The sequence below is a fragment of the Streptomyces apocyni genome (assembly GCF_009739465.1).
In the GTDB taxonomy this organism is placed as follows: domain Bacteria; phylum Actinomycetota; class Actinomycetes; order Streptomycetales; family Streptomycetaceae; genus Streptomyces; species Streptomyces apocyni.
Genome location: NZ_WHOM01000065.1, coordinates 480,170 through 497,741, shown reverse-complemented (window position 1 = coordinate 497,741; position 17,572 = coordinate 480,170). Strand labels below are relative to the sequence as shown.

At 70.5% G+C, this 17,572-nt stretch carries 16 protein-coding genes; 11 read left to right on the top strand and 5 right to left on the bottom strand.

Annotation, left to right across the window (positions count from 1 at the left end; all coding sequences use genetic code 11):
• Nucleotides 1–32: 32 nt before the first annotated feature.
• The 4 genes from glgB (at nt 33) to GCN81_RS21220 (ending at nt 5,296) form a co-directional block, all read left to right on the top strand.
• Entirely contained in the window at nt 33–2,345 is a 2,313-nt protein-coding gene (glgB, locus tag GCN81_RS21235) for a 1,4-alpha-glucan branching enzyme (RefSeq protein ID WP_156726191.1), read from the top strand.
• A gap of 145 nt (nt 2,346–2,490) precedes the next feature.
• On the top strand, nt 2,491–4,689 hold the full coding sequence (locus GCN81_RS21230) for a serine/threonine-protein kinase (RefSeq protein WP_231626878.1): 2,199 nt from the start codon (nt 2,491–2,493) through the stop codon (nt 4,687–4,689).
• Nucleotides 4,690–4,757: 68 nt separating this feature from the next.
• Nucleotides 4,758–5,042 carry a type II toxin-antitoxin system Phd/YefM family antitoxin gene (locus tag GCN81_RS21225; protein WP_156726190.1) on the top strand — a complete coding sequence of 95 codons (285 nt, stop codon included), beginning with the start codon at nt 4,758–4,760 and terminating at the stop codon, nt 5,040–5,042.
• Nucleotides 5,039–5,296 carry a Txe/YoeB family addiction module toxin gene (locus tag GCN81_RS21220; RefSeq protein ID WP_156726189.1) on the top strand — a complete coding sequence of 86 codons (258 nt, stop codon included), beginning with the start codon at nt 5,039–5,041 and terminating at the stop codon, nt 5,294–5,296. The genes GCN81_RS21225 and GCN81_RS21220 overlap by 4 nt, the downstream gene beginning before the upstream one ends.
• A gap of 194 nt (nt 5,297–5,490) precedes the next feature.
• Here the strand turns inward: GCN81_RS21220 and GCN81_RS21215 are convergent, their stop codons facing one another.
• From GCN81_RS21215 to GCN81_RS21205, 3 genes are all read right to left on the bottom strand, one after another.
• Nucleotides 5,491–7,794 (bottom strand): HelD family protein, encoded by a 2,304-nt coding sequence (locus GCN81_RS21215; RefSeq protein WP_197287726.1) that lies wholly within the window; start codon nt 7,792–7,794, stop codon nt 5,491–5,493.
• Between the two features lie 190 nt (nt 7,795–7,984).
• A complete protein-coding gene (locus tag GCN81_RS21210) occupies nt 7,985–8,320 on the bottom strand; it encodes a thioredoxin family protein (RefSeq protein WP_156726187.1) in 336 nt (111 codons plus the stop codon).
• Nucleotides 8,304–8,750, bottom strand: coding sequence for a MerR family transcriptional regulator (locus GCN81_RS21205; protein ID WP_156726186.1), 447 nt, complete (start codon nt 8,748–8,750; stop codon nt 8,304–8,306). The genes GCN81_RS21210 and GCN81_RS21205 overlap by 17 nt, the downstream gene beginning before the upstream one ends.
• 143 nt (nt 8,751–8,893) lie before the next feature.
• Here GCN81_RS21205 and GCN81_RS21200 point away from each other — a divergent pair, with 143 nt between their 5' ends.
• The 5 genes from GCN81_RS21200 (at nt 8,894) to GCN81_RS21180 (ending at nt 13,623) form a co-directional block, all read left to right on the top strand.
• Complete coding sequence (locus GCN81_RS21200; RefSeq protein ID WP_156726185.1) at nt 8,894–9,466, top strand: hypothetical protein; 573 nt, start codon at nt 8,894–8,896, stop codon at nt 9,464–9,466.
• Nucleotides 9,467–9,662: 196 nt separating this feature from the next.
• On the top strand, nt 9,663–9,863 hold the full coding sequence (locus GCN81_RS21195; protein WP_156726184.1) for a DUF397 domain-containing protein: 201 nt from the start codon (nt 9,663–9,665) through the stop codon (nt 9,861–9,863).
• Nucleotides 9,860–10,468, top strand: coding sequence for a DsbA family protein (locus GCN81_RS21190; RefSeq protein ID WP_231626876.1), 609 nt, complete (start codon nt 9,860–9,862; stop codon nt 10,466–10,468). Before GCN81_RS21195 ends, GCN81_RS21190 begins: the two co-directional genes overlap by 4 nt.
• Nucleotides 10,469–10,590: 122 nt before the next feature.
• Nucleotides 10,591–11,601 (top strand): TAXI family TRAP transporter solute-binding subunit, encoded by a 1,011-nt coding sequence (locus GCN81_RS21185; RefSeq protein WP_156726182.1) that lies wholly within the window; start codon nt 10,591–10,593, stop codon nt 11,599–11,601.
• A 15-nt stretch (nt 11,602–11,616) separates the two neighbouring features.
• A complete protein-coding gene (locus GCN81_RS21180; protein ID WP_197287725.1) occupies nt 11,617–13,623 on the top strand; it encodes a TRAP transporter permease in 2,007 nt (668 codons plus the stop codon).
• Between the two features lie 17 nt (nt 13,624–13,640).
• Here the strand turns inward: GCN81_RS21180 and GCN81_RS21175 are convergent, their stop codons facing one another.
• Nucleotides 13,641–14,321 carry a maleylpyruvate isomerase family mycothiol-dependent enzyme gene (locus GCN81_RS21175; protein ID WP_325065122.1) on the bottom strand — a complete coding sequence of 227 codons (681 nt, stop codon included), beginning with the start codon at nt 14,319–14,321 and terminating at the stop codon, nt 13,641–13,643.
• 115 nt (nt 14,322–14,436) lie between these two features.
• Here GCN81_RS21175 and GCN81_RS21170 point away from each other — a divergent pair, with 115 nt between their 5' ends.
• A complete protein-coding gene (locus tag GCN81_RS21170; protein ID WP_156726179.1) occupies nt 14,437–14,904 on the top strand; it encodes a MarR family winged helix-turn-helix transcriptional regulator in 468 nt (155 codons plus the stop codon).
• Between the two features lie 74 nt (nt 14,905–14,978).
• On the opposite strand, the gene GCN81_RS21165 is transcribed toward GCN81_RS21170, so the two are convergent.
• Nucleotides 14,979–16,736, bottom strand: a complete 1,758-nt coding sequence (locus GCN81_RS21165) for an MFS transporter (protein ID WP_156726178.1) — start codon at nt 16,734–16,736, stop codon at nt 14,979–14,981.
• A gap of 111 nt (nt 16,737–16,847) precedes the next feature.
• On the opposite strand from GCN81_RS21165, the gene GCN81_RS21160 reads away from it, so the two are divergent.
• Entirely contained in the window at nt 16,848–17,510 is a 663-nt protein-coding gene (locus tag GCN81_RS21160) for a TetR/AcrR family transcriptional regulator (RefSeq protein ID WP_407698000.1), read from the top strand.
• Nucleotides 17,511–17,572: the final 62 nt, after the last annotated feature.

The following is a 17,572-nucleotide window of genomic DNA, read 5'->3' as shown; positions in this document are numbered from 1 at the left end:
GCCCGCCCTGAGGACTTAGGAGGCGCACCTCCGTGACCGCCCGCCGCCCGCCCCGCCAGCCGTCCACCAAGGCCAAGCCCAAGTCCGATCCCAAGTCCGACCCCAAGGCCAACACCACGGTCGACACCACCGCCAGCACCACGGCCAGCACCACACCGAACGCCCAGGTCCCCCGCTCCGACCGCGCCCGCCTCCTCGATGGCTCGCACCACGACCCGCACTCGGTACTCGGCGCGCACCCCGTCCCCGACGGCGTGGCGTTCCGCGTGCTGCGCCCGTACGCCCTGAAGGTGACCGTCATCGCCGACGGCTTCCGCGCCGCACTGCACGACGACGGCGAGGGTTTCTTCACCGGCGTGCTCCCGCTCCCCGAGCCGGTCGCGTACCGCCTCCTGGTCACGTACCAGGACACCGAGCTCGACACCCACGACCCGTACCGCTTCCTTCCATCCCTCGGTGACTTCGACCTGCACCTGATAGGCGAGGGCAGACACGAACAGCTCTGGCGGGCCCTGGGCTCGCAGCCCATGACACACCAGGGCGTGACCGGCACCCGCTTCACCGTCTGGGCGCCGAACGCGCGCGGTGTGCGGATCGTCGGGGACTTCAACTACTGGGACGGCACCGGCTTTCCGCTGCGCTCGCTCGGGCGCTCCGGCGTCTGGGAGGTGTTCGTTCCCGGCCTCGGTGAGGGTGAGCTCTACAAGTACGAGATCACCAGGCCGGACGGTTCGAAGACGCTACGCGCCGATCCACTGGCCCGCCGCACGGAGGCACCGCCCGCCAACTCCTCGATCGTGCACGCCTCGCACCACGTCTGGCGGGACACCGACTGGATGACGGCCCGGGCCACCCGCCGCCCCGTCCACACCGCACCCTTCTCGGTCTACGAGATACACCTCCCGTCCTGGCGCCCAGGCCTGACCTACCGTCAACTGGCTGACCAGCTCCCCCCGTACGTCAAGGACCTGGGCTTCACCCATGTCGAGCTGATGCCTGTCGCCGAGCACCCCTTCGGTGGCTCCTGGGGCTACCAGGTCACCGGCCTCTACGCACCGACCGCCCGCCTGGGCACCCCCGACGACTTCAAGTACCTCGTGGACGCGCTGCACCGCGCGGGCATCGGCGTCCTGATGGACTGGGTCCCCGCGCACTTCCCGCGCGACGACTGGGCACTGGCCGAGTTCGACGGAAAGCCGCTGTACGAGCACGAGGACCCGGCGCGGGCCGCGCACCCCGACTGGGGAACCCTGGAGTTCGACTACGGCCGCGACGAGGTCCGCAACTTCCTGGTCGCCAACGCGGTGTACTGGTGCGAGGAGTTCCACCTCGACGGGCTGCGCGTGGACGCCGTCGCCTCCATGCTCTACCTCGACTACTCACGCGAGGACGGCGACTGGACGCCGAACGCGCGCGGCGGCCGCGAGAACCTCGACGCGGTGGCCTTCCTCCAGGAGCTGAACGCCACCCTGTACCGGCGCGAGCCCGGCATCGTCACCATCGCCGAGGAGTCCACCGCGTGGGACGGCGTCACGCGCGCGACGCACCACCTGGGGCCTGGTGGCTTCGGCGGCTTGGGCTTCGGCCTGAAGTGGAACATGGGCTGGATGCACGACTCACTCGCGTACATGTCCAAGGAGCCCGTCCACCGCAAGCACCACCACAACGAGATGACCTTCTCGATGGTGTACGCGTACAGCGAGAACTACGTCCTGCCCATCTCCCACGACGAGGTGGTGCACGGCAAGCGGTCCCTCGTCTCCAAGATGCCCGGCGACTGGTGGCAGCAGCGCGCCAACCACCGCGCCTACCTGGGCTTCATGTGGGCCCACCCCGGCAAGCAACTCCTCTTCATGGGCCAGGAGTTCGCCCAGGGCGCGGAGTGGTCCGAGGCGCACGGCCCTGACTGGTGGCTGCTCGACCCGTCGTACGGGGCGGCGGCCGACCACCTGGGCGTACGCGACCTGGTCCGCGACCTGAACACGGTCTATCTGCGCTCGCCGTCCCTGTGGGAGCGGGACACCGACCCCGGGGGCTTCGCCTGGGTCGTCGGCGACGCGGCCGACGACAACGTCCTCGCCTTCCTCCGCTACGACGCCGACGGCTCCCCGCTGCTGGCCGTCTCCCACTTCTCCCCGGTGGTCCGGCACGCGTACCGCTTGGGGGTGCCGGACGACGTCCCGGCCTGGACGGAGGTCATCAACACGGACGCGGCGCGCTACGGCGGGAGCGACGTCGGCAACCCGCCCGCCCTCAAGCCGGACGCGTCCCCCGCCCACGGCCGCCCGGCCAGCCTGCGGCTGACCCTGCCGCCGCTGGCGACGGTGTGGCTACGGCCCGCGTGACACCCCCATCTGCTCCAACTCCGCCCTCCGGGCCTGCTCCTGGGGGGTCTGACCCGTACCGGATGGGCGCGCCCGGTGAGTAGCCATACGCCTGGGTACGCTGTCGTCCGCAATGGTGCAGGCGTCAACAGGAGAGGCTGGTGGGATGGCCCGCTTCACGGTTCTCGAGTCCAGCGATCCCCAGCAGGTGGGCCAGTACCAGATCGCCGCGCGGCTCGGGGCGGGCGGTATGGGGCGGGTGTACCTGGGCCGTTCGCCCAGTGGCCGTGCCGTTGCCGTCAAGGTGATGCGGCCGGAACTGGCCGAGGATGCCGGTTTCCGGCAGCGCTTCGCCCGTGAGGTGGCGGCCGCCCGGCGGGTGACCGGGTTCTTCACCGCCGCCGTGGTGGACGCCGATCCGGACGCCTCGCCGCCATGGCTGGCCACGGCGTACGTGCCGGGGATGTCGCTTCAGGAAGCGGTCGGCGCGCACGGGCCGCTGCCCGCGCAGTCGGTACTGGCCCTCGGCGCGGGGCTGGCGGAGGCACTGGACGCCATTCACCGGGCGGGGGTGATCCACCGGGATCTGAAGCCGTCCAACGTTCTGCTGACCGGGGACGGTCCGCGGGTCATCGACTTCGGGATCTCGGTGGCGGCCGACGCGACGGCGCTGACCCAGACCGGCGCGGCGATCGGCACTCCCGGCTTTATGTCGCCGGAGCAACTGCGGGACCTCCCGGTCGGGTTCGCCAGTGACACCTTCGCACTGGGTGCGGTGCTGGCGTTCGCCGCGACCGGCGGCAGCCCGTTCGGTACGGGGGCGACCCACGCGCTGCACTACCGGGTGGTTCATGAGCAGCCGCGACTAGGGGAGGTACCAGAGCCGCTGCGCGATCTCCTGGCGCGCTGCCTGGAGAAGGACCCGGAGCACCGGCCCGCCGACGCCGCGCTCATCAGCGAACTGGCGCGGGCGGCCGGTGGCGGACAGGAGCAGGAGGGTGTGGCGGGGCTGCTCTCCGGGGCCGACTGGCTGCCCCCGGCGGTCGCGGCGGCCATCGTGGACCACGAGGGCGAGCCAGGCGGGGCGCACCCCCCGACGGAGGCTGGGGTCCATGCGCTGCGGACGCAGACCGCTGCCGCACCGCCGCCACCGCCCGCCGCGCCGCCCTCGGTGCCCTCGGTGCCCTCGGTGCCCGCGCCGCCCGCGCCGTTCGTAGCGCCCTCCGCCGGACGGACGCGCCGCCAGGCGCTGACCGCCATCGTCGGCCTGGCGGCAGCCGGTGGTGCGGCGGTGGCCGGGTGGCGGGTCTTCGGCGCCGGTTCGAAAGGTGGCGAAGACGACCCCGGCACGGCAGGAACCGGCGGCACCGGAGACAAGGAGCCGCGCGCCGAGGGGCCCGACGTGTCCGGGTACTCCGCCGGTGAGGTGCTGTGGACGATCGAAACGGCCGAGGCGGTGGTGTCGCCGGTCATCGTCGGCGATTCCCTCTGCTTCGTCTCGGACCGTACGGTGTACAGCGTCGACGCCGGGACCGGCAACGAACGCTGGTCGCACCGCCTCGACAGGCGCGCTGGCCCGCCGATCTCTGGCGGCGACACCCTCTACTGCAGCAACAGCGGCAAGCTGACGGCCCTGGCCAGCGAGACCGGCAAGCAACGCTGGTCGGTCGCCGTGGACGAGCGCATCTCTCCCCCCACCAGGCCCGCCGACGGAACGCTGTATGTGGCCAGTACGAACGGCCAGGTGTACGCGTACGCGGCCGACACCGGCGCGGAGCGGTGGGTGTACGAGATCGGCGAGTGGATCAACTCGTCCCCGGTGGTCGCGGACGGCACGGTCTTCGTGGGCGGCTACGACCGCAACGTCCACGCGATCGACGCCGCCACCGGGGACCGACGCTGGATCTTCCCCACCAAGGCGGCCGTACAGGACAGGCCGGTGGTGGCCGACGGCACCGTCTACGTCGGCGCTGCGGACGAGAGCTTCTACGCCCTTGACGCCGCGACCGGCAAACAGCGCTGGGTGCATCGCACCAACGGGGATGTGCTGGCCGCGGTCACGGTCGCGGACGGCACGGTCTACTCCGGCAGCAGAAAGGAACGCGTGGTCTACGCCATCGATGCCGCGACCGGCAGGCAACGGTGGACCTTCACCACACGGGCGTTCGTGATGGAGGCCGTGCGCGTGCAGGACGGGACCGTCTACGGCGGCAGCTTCGACGGCACGCTCTTCGCCCTCGACGCCACCACCGGAAAGCTGATCTGGAGTACCCCCACCTGGGAACGTATATCGGGCGTCCCGGCGGTCGCGGACACCGTTGTGTACAGCGGCAGCAGGAAGGGCGTGCATGCGGTGGTCCGCTGAGCGCCACCCACGCCACGCCGGTGCGACTGGTACCGCATTCCCGTACCAGTCAATGAGAGGGAAAGCTCATGGCCATAACCGCCTCCGAAGCCCGCGCCCGCCTGTTCCCACTCATTCAACAAGTCAACGACGATCACGAGCCGGTAGAGATCACCTCCAAGGGTGGTGATGCCGTTCTCATGTCCGCCGACGATTACCGCTCCTGGCAGGAGACCGTTTACCTGCTGCGATCCCCGGCCAACGCCGCCCACCTCATGGCCGCAGTCGCCGCTGACAAGGCCGCTGACACCCCCGTGATCACCAGGACCACGGAGGAGCTGAAGGCCTTGGCGGAAGGAGAAGGTGACCGGTGAGGGACGTCCGGTTTCGTCCCAGCGGCTGGGACGACCTTCTGTACTGGCAGTCGACGGACAAGAAGCTGTTCCGTAACCTCGTCCGCCTCATCGGAGAAGTCCAGCGCGACCCGTTCACCGGCATCGGCAAGCCCGAACCCCTGAAGGGCGACCTGTCCGGCTACTGGTCTCGCCGCATCGACGACGAACACCGCTTTGTCTACCGGGCCACCGAGAAGGAGGTCGTCATCCTCAAGGCCCGCTACCGCTACTGACCACAGTGAGGGGCGCACGTAGAAACCAGGTCAGGTCCACGGCGAGTTCGGCGCCCGGCCAGCCTGCGGCTGACGCTGCCACCGCTGGCGACAGTGTGGCTACGGCCCGCGTGACACCAACCAGCCCGGCCGGCGTTTGAGGCCAATCCTTAAGCCCGTCCGGCGAGGACTTTCGGGAAGGGGCGGGGTGGGGGCTAATTCCCTGCCCCCAGCCCCAATCCCACCGGCAGCGTCCCCGTGTACAGCACCCCCAGCGTCTGCGTCGCCCGAGTCAGCGCGACATACAGATCGCTGGTCTTCAGCTCAGCGGGCTCGACGACAATCACCGCGTCGAACTCAAGCCCCTTCGACTGCCGCGCGTCGAGCAGGACGACCCGCCGCGTCAGGTCAGGTGCGCCCCCGGCCACCACCCCGTCCAGCCGCGCCGCCAGCTCCTCATGGAGCGTACGGGGCGCGATCACCGCGAGCCGCCCCTCGGCCGGAAGATCACGGGCGACGGCGTCCGCCACCGCGCCCGGGAGGTCGGTCGTGGCTCGCACCCACGGCCGCACTCCCGTCGCCCGTACCGAGCGCGGCGGCTCGAACTCCGGGTTCCGCGCCCGCAGCACCCCGGCCGCCAGCTCCATCACCTCGGCCGGAGTCCGGTAGTTGACCCCGAGCCGTACCAACTCCCAGCGGTCATCGACGTACGGCGCGAGGATCGACGTCCACGATCCGCACCCCGCCTCGTCCCCGGTCTGCGCCGGGTCGCCGACGAGCGTCATGGACCGCGTCGGCACGCGGCGCATCAGCAGCCGCCAGGCCATCGGCGACAGCTCCTGCGCCTCGTCCACGATGATGTGCCCGAACGCCCACGTCCGGTCGGCCGCCGCCCGCTCCGCGGCGCTGCGATGGTCGGCTTCCTCGTGCCGCTCGGCCATCCGCTCCGCGTCGACGATGTCGTGCGCGAGCAGCACCTCCGAGTCCTCGTCGTCCTTGTCCTCGAACTCGTAGGTACGCGAGGCGTACGACACGTCGAGCACGCCCTGCGCGTAGTCGATGCGCTGCTGCCGCTCGGCCTCCTCGGCGGCCCGCGCGGCGGAGTCGTCCACGCCGAGCAGTTCGGCGGCCTCGTCAAGGAGCGGCACGTCGGCCGGAGTCCAGGAAGCACCGGCACCCCGCTGGATCACCTTCTGGATCACCTTGGCGTCCGCGTCGGGCAGATACCCCTCCGGCTCCGCCAGGAAGTCGGCGATCAGCCGCTGCGGGGTGAGCGCGGGCCATAGCGAGTCGATCGCCGCGTGTACGTCCGTGCTGGTGGCGATCTCCTTGCCCAACTGGGCGACGTCATCGGGTCCCAGCAGGTTCGGCCCGCCGAACGGATCGGCCCCGAGCCGCTCGACGAGCTGGTCGGTCAGAGCATCGATGATCTGGAAGGCGAAGTACGGGCGGGCCAGGTTGTGCGGCAGGTGCTGCGCTCGCGCGTACGCGCGGGCGTCCTCCGCCATGGCTCGCTCCAGGAACAGCGTCCCGTACCCCTCGTGGTCGATCTCCAGCACCGGGTCAGGCACCGACTGCCGCGCCCGCACCACCGCCGCGATCACGTCGGCCATGTCCGCGCGCCCCTTCACGGCGGCCGCCTCCGCGCTCTCGGTTCCTTCCGCGTGCACCCCCGGGAACAGTTCTCCCAGAGTCGCCAGCAGCACACCCGTCTCACCCAGCGAGGGCAGCACCTCACCGATATAGCCGAGGAACGCCGGGTTCGGCCCGACGATCAGTACCGCGCGCTTGGCCAGCACCTCGCGGTGCGCGTACAGCAGATACGCGGCTCGATGCAGCGCCACCGCGGTCTTGCCGGTACCTGGGCCGCCCTCGACGACCAGGACGCCCTGGTGCGGGGCGCGGATGATCCGGTCCTGCTCGGCCTGGATGGTCTGCACGATGTCGCCCATCCGGCCGGTCCGGGCGGCGTTCACGGCGGCGAGCAGGACGGCGTCGCCGTTGGGGTCCTCGTATCCGGTACGGCTGGTGTCCCCGACGTCCAGGATCTCGTCGTGCAGCGCGGTGACCGTACGCCCCTGGGTGGTGAGGTGGCGTCGGCGGCGCAGCCCCATCGGCGTATGACCGGTGGCGAGATAAAAGGGCCGGGCGACGGGCGCGCGCCAGTCGATCAGCAGCGGAGTGCGTTGTTCGTCGTCGGCGCGGATTCCGATACGCCCGATGTGATGGTGGATCGCCGCGCCATCCGACGTATCCGCGCCCTCCGCGCCCTCCGCGCCTTCCGCGCCGCCCTCAGGTACGGCCGCGAGATCAATTCGCCCGAAACAGAGCCCGGATTCGACACCGTCCAGCTCGGCGACTTCCCGGCTACGCTCCTCAGCGACCACATCCCGTTCGAGCCGCGCCTGCAGACCCCGCCCCACCTGCTCCAACGCCCTGCGCGCCTGCTCCTGGGCCTCGGCGCGGAGCGCGTCGAGACGGCCATACAGGCGGTCGATGAATTGCTGCTCGTTCTGCAATTCAGCAGAGTCCCCGGTTGACAATTCGACTCCTCGTGGGATACGGTGCCTTTAGTCGGCCCCCACTGAGGGGCCTTTTCTGTACCTATACAGAAACACCCAATATACCCAGAGGAATACCCCGGCCGTCAAACAGCCGGGGTATCGCTGTTAAGGCCGAGGAACGCCGAAGCCGAAGTACGCCCTCGGCTCAGAGGACGTCCGCCAGCTCACCCAACAGCTTCCGCTTCGGCCGCGCCCCCACCATCGACCGCACCGGCTCACCACCCCGGAAGACCACCAGTGTGGGCGTAGACAGCACGCCGTACGCGATCGCCGTCTCCGGACTGGCGTCCACATCGACGGCCACGACCTTGAGCCTCTCGCCCTCCTCCCGCGCGACCGTGCTCAGTACGGGCGCCAGCTGTCGGCACGGCCCGCACCACTCGGCCGTGAACTCGACCAGTACGGGCAGCCCCGCCCCCAGCACCTCCCGCGCGAAGTCCGCGTCGGTCACCACCGCCACACCCTCAGGCCGTGCGCCCATGACTGCCCCTCTCCGTCCCCAGTTCACATCGTGGCTCCGGACCGCCCGGAACCGCCGCATCGGCCACCAGCGCGTCCCGCGCCCGCTCGGCCCGCGCCAACTGCGCGCCGACCTGAGCCCGTACGCCCTGCAACTGCCCGATCAGCGCGTCGAGTTCCTCGACCTTGCGCCGGTAGACGGCGAGCGAGTCCGGGCAGGAATCCCCCTCCGGATGCCCGGCCCGCAGACACTCCACGAACGGCCGGGTCTCCTCCAGCTCGAACCCGAAGTCCCGCAGCACCTGAATCTGCCGCAGCAGCCGCAGATCCTCGTCGCCGTACGTCCGATACCCATTGCTCGTCCGCCGTGCGGGCAGTAGCCCCAGGGACTCGTAGTACCGCAGGGCCCGCGTGGTCGTCCCGGCCTTCTCGGCCAGCTCTCCGATGCGCATACGTTCGACGGTAGACGTTGACGCCGACGTCAAGGCCAGTCCGTGGCTGGCCAGGAACCCCGCACCCGAACAGCCGTACGCCCCCACGGCATAATCAATCGTCCCGCTCGCCCCCGTCTCCGTACGCCGGAATGGAGTCCTTCGTGAAACGCCCGCTGCTGGCAGTCGCCCTCGGCCTGCTCGTCCTCACCGGCTGCGGCACGGAACGCGCCAGCGACTCGGCCCGCACCTCGCCGGGCCCATCGGCCTCGCCCACGTCGCAGGACACCGCCCTCGCGAAGCACGACCGGCTCTTCCAGGACGTGGCGGCCCGCTGCACGGACAGCACCCCGAGCCCCTCGCCCACCAGGTCGGCGGACGGCGAGCCGCCGAACCCCGAGGCGGAGAAGTACGCCGAAAACCATGCGTACAAGCGGACCATGCCGCTCAAACCCGACGCCCAGTGCCGGGGCCAGGCCCACGCCGACCGCATCACCAAGGCCCTGTCCACGGGAGACGTACGCGACAAGCAGGCCTTGAGCGCCGCCCTGGAGAAGCTGTCCTACCCGAAGAACGGCACCCAGATCCACGCCGTGGGCGAGACCCTCGTCTTCTCCCTCTTCATCCCCGAGACGGGCCCCTGCCTCTCAGGCAAGGTGACCTCCCCCGACGCCGAGGTCACCCCCCACGGCCCGTACATGGAGGGCGGCTGCACGGAACCCACCGGCGGCCACTAACGCATACGCCCGCCCCGCGGCCCCACGCCCCTCAGGCTGGGGCGCCGGAAGCCCCCGCTGCCATGCGCGCACGTACCGTCTTACCGAGCGTTGGGCGCACGATCCAGGTGATCCCCTTCCGCTGGGGATACCGCTCGACCAACGACTTCGCCATCCTCGACTTCAACGACCAGCTTCCGGCGAGAGTTGTAGGCCCATGACCACTCAGTTCACCGCACCCGAGCATGCCTGGCGCAAGTCGTCCTACAGCGAACCGAACCTGAACTGCGTCGAGATGGCCGACGTGATCCCCGCCCCACACCCCGCCATAGCCATCCGCGACTCCAAGAACCCCACCGGCCCCGCCCTCCTCTTCCCGCCCTCCGCCTGGGCCGCCTTCCTGGACCAGTGGAGGTGAGTGCGGCGTACCAGCCCGTCGACTTCTGGTTCGACCCCGTGTGTCCGTACACCTGGGTCACCTCGCGCTGGTTGCGCGAAGTGGAGCGGGTGCGGGACATCGACGTGCGGTGGCGGGTGATGAGTCTCGCCGTGCTGAACGAACACCTGGACGTCGACCCGGAGGACCCCGAGGGGCAGTGGGGCGAGTACCTGCGCGCCCCGTCTCGGGTGTGTGCCGCTGTACGGGAGCGGCACGGCAGCGCGGCGCTGGGGGCGTATCTCGACGCGCTCGGCGCGCGGCTGCACGAGCACGGGGACTGGGAGGGCGTCGGGCGAGCCCTCCAGGACGCGGGGCTGCCGACAGAGTTGGCGGGCGTGGCGTGGAGTGATGAGTACGACCCCGTGGTGCGGGCCTCGCACGAGGAGGGCATCGCGCTGGTCGGCACCGGGGTGGGGACGCCCGTGCTGTCCGCGCCCGGTGTCGGGGCGCTGTTCGGGCCCGTCGTCTCACCCGCGCCGCGCGGCGAGCGGGCCGGGCGGCTATGGGACGGGGTGCTGCTGATCGCGGGTGTGCGGGGGTTCCACGAGCTGAAACGGGCCGCCGCTGAACCGGACTTCGGCTGAGGGACGAGAGACGCACGGGGTTTGACTCGTCCCGTTCCCTGGGCAGATGGGAGCGAGTACGTCGATCAATCTCACGCCCAGACCAGCTCGTGGAATCAGACCAGCTCGTGGAAGGAGTCGTCGTGCGGAGTCGTTCCCTCACGATGGCGACGGCCGGCGCCCTCGCGCTGCTGCTCGCCGCCTGCTCACAGCCTGCGGAGTCGGGTAGGGACTCGGGGTCGGGAAGGAAGGACCTGTCGATCGCGACCGGCACCAAGGAGGGCGTCTACTACCCGGTGGGCGGCTCCATGGCCGAGATCATCAAGGACGACGTCGACGGTGTCACCGCCACCGCCGAGGAGACCGCCGCGTCGGTCGAGAACATGCGGCTGCTGGCGTCCAAGGAGAGCGACCTCGCCATCGTGCAAGGCGATGTCGCCTACCAAGCGGCCAATGGGCAGGGCGACTTCGACGGGAAGAAGATCGACAACCGGGCGCTGATGGTGCTCTACCCGAACGTCTACCACGCGGTGTCCCTCAAGTCCGTACACGACAGCAAGAAGCTGGACTGCTTCAAGGACGTCCAGGGCAAGCGCTTCTCGGTCGGCGCGCGCGGCAGCGGCAACGAGGTCGCGACCAATCTCGTACTGGACGCTCTCGACCTGTCGCAGAAGGACCTGAAGGTACAGCGGTACGCGTACGGCGAGACCGCGCGGGCGCTGCGCGAGGGCCAGATCGACGCGGGGTCCTGGGTCGTCGGTGAAGGGCACGCCACGCTCAAGGAGTTGGAGGCGAGCGAGCCGATCCATCTCGTCCCCGTCTGCGCCGACGAGCAGAAGAGCATCACAGACAAGTACTCGTTCTACGCGCCGCACACCATCAAGGGCGGGACCTACACGACGGTCAGCGAGGACGTGCCGACCATCGCTCTGTGGAACCTCCTCGTGGTGCCCGCCGACTACCCGGAGGACCAGGCCTATGACGTGGTGAAGGCCCTGTACGAGAACATCGCCGAGATCAACAAGGTGTACCAGCCGGGCGCGAAGTACCTGAGCCTGGAGTCGCTAAAGCACAGCACGGTCCCGCTGCACCCGGCCGTCATCCGGTACGCCGAGGAGCAGGGCGTCGAGATCCCGGCCGATCTCAAGCCCTGACGCCGGATGACAAACGTGACCGCTGAGTCCCAGGCCCCGCAGGACCCCCAGGCCTCCGAGGCCCCGCCCGCCCCACCCGCCCCGCTCTGGCACCGGCTGGCCGCCGAGCGCTGGGGCGACGGGCGGGCCGCCACGGCCGTGGGGATCGCCACCCTGGTGATCGCCGTCGCGCTGGGCGCCTTCCAGCTCTACACCGCCGTCCAGTTGGACATGGACGCGTACATCCAGCGCGCGCTGCACCTGATGTTCGTGCTGGTGCTGGTGTTCCTGCTGAAGGGGCGGCGCGGCCTGCTCGCGGCGAGCCTGGACCTGGTGCTCGTGCTGGTCGCTGTCGCGGTCATGGTCTACCCGGTCGTGTACTTCGACGAGATCGCCCGCCGTACGGGCGATCCGACCACCGCCGACCTGGTCATGGGCGGCCTCGCGATGCTGCTGCTCCTGGAGGCGACCCGCCGGACCATCGGGCTGTTCATGGTCCTGGTGATCGTGGGGTTCCTGGCCTACGCGTGGTTCGGGCCCTGGCTGCCGGACGCGATCGCGCACCGTGGCTTCACCATCCAGCGCATCATCCACCACAGCTATCTCTTCCAGGGCGGGATCTTCGGCATCCCGCTGGGCGTGGCCGCGACCTTCGTCTTCATGTTCATCTTCTTCGGCGCGGTACTGGAGAAGACCGGTGGCGGCGCCTTCTTCATCAACACCGCGACCGCCCTGACCGGCAGGTACCGGGGCGGGCCCGCGAAGGCGGCGGTCGTCGGCAGCGCGTTCATGGGGTCGGTCTCGGGCAGTGCGATCGCCAACGCGGTGACCACCGGGACGTTCACGATCCCGCTGATGCGGCGGGTCGGCTACAAGCCCCACGAGGCGGCCGGGGTGGAGGCCGCGGCGTCCACGGGCGGGCAGTTGCTGCCGCCGATCATGGGCGCGGGCGCGTTCATCATGGCGCAGATGAGCGGGATTCCGTACACCGAGATCGTCAAGGCGTCGATCATCCCCGCGCTGATGTACTTCGTCACGATCTTCTTCTTCGTCGACATCCTCGCGCGTCGCGGAGGCCTGTCCGGCCTCTCCGGCCCCGACCTTCCCGCGCTGCGCCCCGTCCTGGCCTCCGGCTGGCACTTCGTGATCCCGTTCGCCGTACTGGTGTGGCTGCTGGCCGAGGACAGGACGCCGCTGGTGGCGGGGCTCTACGCGACGGTCGCACTGACCGTCGTCGCCCTGACCCGCGTCGCCTACGCGAGGCTGCGCGCCCGCGAGGGCCTCGACCTGCGGGCGGTGGCCAGCGGTACGGGCGAGGCCTTCGTGATCGCCGCGCGGAACACCCTGGGGGTCACCGTCGCCACCGCGGCCGCCGGGATCGTCGTGGGAATGGTCGGGCTGACCGGGCTCGGGCTGAAGTTCTCCAGCCTGATGGTGGACCTGGGGCAGGGCCAACTGCTGCTCACCCTGCTCACGGTCGCGGTCGCGTCCCTGATCCTGGGGCTCGGCCTCCCCGTCACCGCCTCGTACGTCGTCCTGATCGTGCTGGCGGGACCGGCGCTGACCGACCTCGGGCTGCCGGTGATCGTCGCGCACATGATCGTGTACTGGTACAGCCAGGACTCCAACGTCACCCCACCGGTCGCCCTGGTCGCCTTCGCCGCTTCCGGTATCGCGGGGTCGAGCCCGACCCGGACGGGCTTCGCCGCCTGGAAGTTCGCGAAGGGGCTCTATCTCATTCCGGTGATGATGGCCTACTCGCCGCTCCTCGGGGGCGGCACGCCCCTGGAGATCGCGGCGGCGGCCGCCTCCGGGACGCTCGCGCTGCTCGCCTTCGCGGTGGCCATCGAGGGCTACTGGCTGACGCCGGTGAACCTCGCCACCCGTCTGGCCCTTGGCCTGGCGTCGGTGCTGCTGCTGGTTCCCGCCCTGCTGTCACCGGACGAGCCGCTGCTGGCGGGGGTACCGGGGGCGGTGCTTGTCGCGATCGTACTGGCACTACAGGTACGCGGACGGGAGCGGGCGCCGAAGACCGCTCCCTGACCCGACACCGACCGCGCTCAGAGTTCGTTCTTCGACTTCGGCTTCGGCTTCGGCTTCGGTTGTACGGAGGTCTCCAGGCCGGGGCCCACCAGGTGCGGGCGTGCCGCCTGTTCGCGTCCCGTGAGCAGAAGCAACAGCGCGGCGATCGGCCCCCGGATCTCCGGTCCTTCGCCGCGTTGCCAGTCCGCGTCGGTGGCGGTCAGGCGGCGGTCCCCCAACCGCCGCCTGACCTGGAAGGGATAGCTCATGCGGTACACCCGGTCGGCCGCGTCGCAGGCGGCGTCGACCGGCATCGGGCGCTCGCGGCCCACCGCCAGGGCGATGTCCTGGCCGTGCACCAGGATGTCGAGCAAGGACTCGCGCCGCGTCGTGCCGACTACCGGGCGGTGCCAGCCGACCAGGGCGCGCAGGTCGGCGGCGATCTGGTCGGGGCGGCGGGACGCTGCCTGACGGCACGCGGTGTCGTGGATCATACGGTCGAAGTTGCCGCGGGCGCGGGCGAGTTCGACCAGGACCCGGCCAAGGCCGATGCGCGGGGCGAGGGTGAGGTGTGCGGCGACGTCCCGTACCCGCCAGCCCTCGCACTGGGTCGGGAACTCCCACTCCGCCGGGCTCAGTGTGTCGAGCAGCCCGGCCAGGCTGAGCCGTTCCCTGTCGACCGCCTGCCAGCGCTCCTCGCCGGTCAGTGTGCCGCTCATGGTGACCACCGCCTACAGGAATGGTAAGCTTCCCTGACTAAATTAGTCAGATACACTGACCAATGTCAAGCCGACAACGGCACGTCGCAACGTCAAGTCAGAGGGAGCGGGACGGATGTCCGGGGAGGTCGCCGGGGAACAGGCCACGGACGGGCAGGAGCTCAACGTGGGACTACTGCTGTTCATCCCCTACCGGGCCATGGAGGACCGGATCTTCGCCGCGCTCGCCGAGGCGGGGTTCGACGACTTCACCGTCGCCCAGGCCCGGGTCATGCAGCGCATCGGCCCCGACGGCACCCGCCTCACCGACCTCGCCGAGCAGGCGCAGATCACCAAGCAGACGGCGGGGTTCCTGGTCGACCGCCTTGAGCGCGCGGGTTACGTCGAACGAGTCCCCGACCCCCGCGACCGGCGGGCCCGACTGGTGAAGATCGCCGCTCGCGGGGCCGCGGCGATCCCGGTGGCCGAGAGCGTGGTCGCCGAGGTGGAGGCGGAGTGGGCCGCGCACCTCGGCAAGCGCCGGATGGCGCAGTTGCGCGAGACCCTGACGCGACTGCGGGAGATCACCGACCCGTACGCATGACCGTGCGCCCGTACGAGGATTCGTACGGGCGCACAGGTGGCGCTACGCGCGCGTGCCCCCGCGCGCGGACAGCTTCAGTCGCGGTCGCCCGCGGATACAGAATCGGCTGCGGCCTTGGACGCGACCTTGGAGTCGGCCTTGGAATCGGACGCGGACTCGCGGTCCGCCGCCTCCTCCACCGACCCCGCCGACTCGGCTTCCGCGCCGCCCCGGCGGTGACGCGGCAGCAGTACCGCCACCAGCACCGTGCCGACGCCCAGGATCACCGCGCCGATCAGGCTCGTATGCGCCACCGAGTCGCTGAACGCGGCGCCCACCGAGTCCGCCATCTGCCGGGCCCCGTCGGCGAGTTGCTCCGCCTGGCCCTTGAGCTGCGCGGCCTGCTCGGGGGTGCCCGCCTGGGCGGCCTTGCCCGCGACTTCCTTGGCCTGATCGCCGATGCCCTGCGCTACGGCGTATCCGGCGCCCACCGAGTCCTGCGCGGTCTCCAGCGCGCCAGCCGGAAGCTTGGCGTCCGATGCCGCCGCCGCGTCGGAGAGGTTCGTCGAGTACGTGCTCGCCAGTACGGACCCGAGTACGGCGATGCCGAGCGAGCCGCCGAGTTCGATCGAGGTGTCGTTGACCGCGCCGCCCACGCCCAGTTCGGCCTCCGGGAAGGCGCCCATGATCGCGTCGGTGCAGGGTGACAGCGCGAGACCGATGGCCAGGCCGAGGATCATCAGCGGGGCGAGGAAGGCGTCGTACGACGAACCGCTGTCGATCTGGGTGAGCAGCGCGAGCGCCGCCGTACCGCCGACCATTCCGGCCGTGACGGTGATCTTCATGCCGATGCGCGGGGTGAGGTACCCGGTCAGCGCGGAGCCCACGAAGACCGCACCGGCCAGCGGCAGCATCCGTACGCCGGTCTCCAGCGGGTTGTAGCCGAGGACGAACTGCAGGTGCTGGGTCAGGTAGTAGAACGCGCCGAAGACCGCGAGGAAGAAGAGCGCGACCGCGAGGTTCGAGCCCGCGAAGCCGCGGTTCAGGAAGCGGCGGACGTCGAGTACGGGGTGCGGGTGGCGCAGCTCCCAGACGATGAAGAGGACGAGGGCGACGGCCGCGATGACCGCCGAGCTGATGGCGCCCACGCCCCAGCCGAAGTGCGGCCCGTCGATGATCATGTAGATCAGCGCGCCGACCCAGACGACGGAGAGCAGGCCGCCGACGTAGTCGATGCTGCCGTGCCGGGCGGCCTTGGACGGCGGTACGAGGGTGAGCGTGCCGATGATCGCGACGACGGCGACGGGCACGTTGATCAGGAACGTCGAGGCCCAGCCGTGGCTCTCCAGGAGCAGTCCGGCGACCAGCGGTCCGGCCGCGATCGCCAGGCCCGCGGTGGCGGTCCACATCACGATCGCCTTGGCCCGTTCGGCGCGCGGGAAGGTCGCGGCGAGCAGCGAGAGCGTGGCGGGCATGATCATGGCGGCGCCGACGCCCATCACGGCACGGGCCGCGATGACGCCGGTGGCGCTGTCCACGAGGGAGCCCGCGACGGCGCCGCCGCCGAAGACGACCAGGCCGAGTATGAGGGCGCCACGGCGGCTGTACTTGTCGCCGATCGCGCCGAGCAGCAGCATCAGCGCCGCGTACGGGACGGTGTAGCCGTCGATGACCCACTGGAGGTCGGCGCTGGTGAGGCCGAGGTCCTGAGTCATGTCGGGGGCCGCGACGGTGAGCGCCGTGTTGGCCATCACGATGATCAACAGACTCAGGCAGAGCACCAGCAGTGCCCACCAGCGACGGGCGTAGGGCCCGTCCATCTTCTCTACCGGCTCGTCGATGACGAGGCGCATCCGGTGCCGCCTTCCCTTGGAACTCAATCTGCACAGCTATGTGCAACTACACAGTGATGTGCAAGTTACGTGATTGCACAGGGCTGTGCAAATGGAGGAGGGCTGTGCAGAATGGACGGCATGACCACGGCCCGCAGCACCACGGCCCGCGACGCCGCTACCCCCGTTGCCCCCGTCGGCGGCGGCCGCGCGGACGCCAACCGCCGCCGCATCCTCGACGTCGCCTTCGCCGAGCTGCTGCGCGACCCCGACGCGTCGATGGACCAGGTGGCCCGCGCGGCGGGGGTCGTGCGCCGTACGGTCTACGGCCACTTCCCCAGCAGGGACGCGCTGATCAGCGCGCTCACCGACAACGCCGTCGAAGCGGTCGCCGCCACCCAGGCCCAGGAGTATCCCGACGCGTCGGACGCCGCCGAGGAGCTGGCCCGCCGCACCCTGGCCGTCTGGCCGATCGCCGACCGCTACCGGCTGCTGGTCTCGCTCGCCCAGCGCAGCGTGACGATGGCGGGCATCAGGCAGCGCCTCGCGCCGGTCCGCGAGAACCTGACCCAACTGCTGCGCCGGGGCCTGGACGCCGGGGTCTTCGCCTCGCCGCTGCCGCCCGAAGCGTTGGCGTACGTCCATGAACAGGTGCTGTTCGGCCTGATGGAGGCGGTCAACGACGGCACACTCCCGGCCGGCCGGGCGGGCGAGTCCGCCGCGGCGACGGCCCTGATCTCGGCCGGAGTCCCGGTCACGCGCGCGACGGAACTGGCGGCCCGGCTCGGCCGTTAGACGCCGTACGGGGGCGCGGATCCCGTACGGGGCACAGATCCCGCGCAGATCCCGTACCGTAT

What these genes read in the sequence shown, in the direction of transcription:
- GCN81_RS21230 (WP_231626878.1), top strand. Translation starts at nt 2,491, where the DNA reads ATGGCCCGCTTCACGGTTCTCGAGTCCAGCGATCCCCAGCAGGTGGGC.
- GCN81_RS21225 (WP_156726190.1), top strand. Translation starts at nt 4,758, where the DNA reads ATGGCCATAACCGCCTCCGAAGCCCGCGCCCGCCTGTTCCCACTCATT.
- GCN81_RS21210 (WP_156726187.1), bottom strand. Translation starts at nt 8,320, where the DNA reads ATGGGCGCACGGCCTGAGGGTGTGGCGGTGGTGACCGACGCGGACTTC.
- GCN81_RS21205 (WP_156726186.1), bottom strand. Translation starts at nt 8,750, where the DNA reads ATGCGCATCGGAGAGCTGGCCGAGAAGGCCGGGACGACCACGCGGGCC.
- GCN81_RS21195 (WP_156726184.1), top strand. Translation starts at nt 9,663, where the DNA reads ATGACCACTCAGTTCACCGCACCCGAGCATGCCTGGCGCAAGTCGTCC.
- GCN81_RS21175 (WP_325065122.1), bottom strand. Translation starts at nt 14,321, where the DNA reads ATGAGCGGCACACTGACCGGCGAGGAGCGCTGGCAGGCGGTCGACAGG.
- GCN81_RS21170 (WP_156726179.1), top strand. Translation starts at nt 14,437, where the DNA reads ATGTCCGGGGAGGTCGCCGGGGAACAGGCCACGGACGGGCAGGAGCTC.
- GCN81_RS21165 (WP_156726178.1), bottom strand. Translation starts at nt 16,736, where the DNA reads ATGCGCCTCGTCATCGACGAGCCGGTAGAGAAGATGGACGGGCCCTAC.
- GCN81_RS21160 (WP_407698000.1), top strand. Translation starts at nt 16,848, where the DNA reads ATGGACGGCATGACCACGGCCCGCAGCACCACGGCCCGCGACGCCGCT.